The sequence below is a fragment of the Bacillus fungorum genome, assembly GCF_002746455.1.
Classification (GTDB): domain Bacteria; phylum Bacillota; class Bacilli; order Bacillales; family Bacillaceae_G; genus Bacillus_A; species Bacillus_A fungorum.
On sequence record NZ_NWUW01000113.1, the window covers coordinates 1 to 1,490 of the forward strand.

The 1,490-nt window shown below is 31.3% G+C and carries 3 protein-coding genes; all 3 read right to left on the reverse strand.

Annotated features, from left to right (window positions below; genetic code table 11):
- The coding region (locus CO726_RS30860; protein WP_099686818.1) for a hypothetical protein at positions 1-187 on the reverse strand (187 nt) is incomplete at its 3' end.
- Between the two features lie 260 nt (positions 188-447).
- Positions 448-672, reverse strand: a complete 225-nt coding sequence (locus CO726_RS30865; RefSeq protein ID WP_099686819.1) for a hypothetical protein — start codon at positions 670-672, stop codon at positions 448-450.
- Positions 673-695: 23 nt separating this feature from the next.
- Entirely contained in the window at positions 696-962 is a 267-nt protein-coding gene (locus CO726_RS30870; protein ID WP_099686820.1) for a hypothetical protein, read from the reverse strand.
- Between the last annotated feature and the right edge of the window lie 528 nt (positions 963-1,490).

Sequence of the window (1,490 nt, forward strand, 5' to 3'; positions counted from 1 at the left end):
TTTCCATATAGGATAATGAAGCAGCTGCTTCTATTTTTTCTTTAATCTCATTAGGAATAATTGTGTAAGATAAACTATCCATTTTACTTCCTAATCTAGTATCTGTAGCAGCTTCATAATAAATTTCGGTAATTAAGACCTCATTATCATCTGGATCATACATATATCCTCGGTTAACTGTAATCATATTGTAGTGCTCCTCTCAGGTTTACATTTTCTAATTCCTTGTGCTTTTAGCATTGCAACAAGTTCCTTACCTATATATAAATCCTATATTTTCTATAGTTGCATTCCATTCTATATCTACTGTACTATGTCTCTTTTATGAATTGTTCTTAAAAACGGAGAGTTCAGAAATTCTTAACAAAAGTAGGATATGATAAACCCCTGGATTTGGTTGTAATTTCTTACCGCTTTTAATATTTGATATTCTCTAAATTTGCTTTTTTACAGTGTAATAGCATAGACCCAGGAGCCTTTTTCAAACCTGAATGTATCAAAATCTTTATCTATACGGTAGAAAACATTCGGTTCATGCTCTGAAACTACTGCAAAATACATATAGACTGTCCCTTTACCTAAATATTCGATTCCCTCAATTGATAAGGAGAACATATCCCTCAAAAGTTGTTTACAATATAATATCTCTTTTAATTCTTTTTCAACATTCATAATATACACCTACTCTATTAAGTTTATGGTAGTAAATTTGCTATAACGCATGGGAAATCTACAATTTTTTGACGATGATAAATTTCTTCTACGGTTTCATAGATTGCCATATGCCCATAATCTACCCTTACTCGCTCACGCAAACCTAATAGTTGAATATTAACGTACTCCACTTCACCATAATCACTTTGCGCTTCCATTAAATAAAATCCTACTGCTTCATATGGACTATTGGCTGCAATAATTTTTATCGCAAGTTCTGCTCCATAACTAACCTCATAAAACTTCATATATATTCCCCCTTGAAATAGAAAAAAGCACTTTAAAATTGTGCTTTAATCACTCTTATTATTCGTTTAGCCTAAATGGTCTCATACAAGTATTTCCTAACTTAAAGACAACGCAAAAAGGGCTTCTTTAAGTCGATTAAAAATGTGTATAGCAAAATAAGCTATATACAATAATCGGCTCAAAGAAGCCCTTTCACAATTGAAACAAGACGCAACTTGCTTCTACAACTCAACCACAACACAATAAGGTGTGGGAATAAACGGAATCAATGAAACAATAACTATAGTTTCATATTAATCTATTTTTATTTCATATTCAATTGTTTTTAAGCAAACAAGAATAAGAAGGGAGATTATATGCAACTGTTTTATGTATCGTATAATAATGCCCTTGTTTCTGCGTTTATAAACCCCATCTTATTCACTCTTCTCAGTGTTACTTCATGTACTGTATCTCAAAATAAAGTTTTTCTGGCTTTTGATTTTGGTCTAAATAACGAAGTATTTCTGAAATAGTTTCTTCTTCTA